General features: G+C 67.0%; 1 pseudogene. It reads right to left on the bottom strand.

Annotated elements, in window-relative coordinates:
• Nucleotides 1-436, bottom strand: a pseudogene (locus IG94_RS39490) (putative T7SS-secreted protein); the annotation flags it as partial.
• Between the last annotated feature and the right edge of the window lie 16 nt (nt 437-452).

The raw sequence follows: 452 nt of genomic DNA, 5'->3' as shown, positions 1-452 counted from the left end.
CTCGTCACGCATCTTCCGCGCGTCCTCGGCCATCTTCTTCGCCGCATCCAACGCACCCTGCGCATCATCGACGGCCGACTGCGCGCTCGTCTGCGCCGTTTTGGCGTGCTGGGCGTCGCGGGTGCGCCTGCGCCCGCTCCAGCTTCGGCCAGAAGTCGGCGAGCGCGTCGCCGCACATGCCGTACGACTTCTCGAGCTTCTTCAGGTTCTTCGGGACACCGGAGAATTCTTCTTTGAAGACGGCGGCCGACTTGCCGGCCCACTCGGCGAGCGTCGACTCCCCCGCCATCCCCTTCACCAGACGCAACGCCTCCGAGACGTCGTCGGCGAAGTCCTGCAACGTCTTCGCCAACGTGCGCACCCGCTGCGGATCACCCGGCGTCGGGTCCTTGTCCAGGTCCAGGACATGCCAGTCACTCGGCCTGTGGCCCACCATCACGCAACCCCCGTCA

Origin of the sequence: Streptomyces olivaceus (assembly GCF_000721235.1) — a bacterium.
In the GTDB taxonomy this organism is placed as follows: domain Bacteria; phylum Actinomycetota; class Actinomycetes; order Streptomycetales; family Streptomycetaceae; genus Streptomyces; species Streptomyces olivaceus.
The sequence above is the reverse complement of the archived record's forward strand: the minus strand, read 5'-3'. Positions and strand labels throughout refer to the sequence as shown.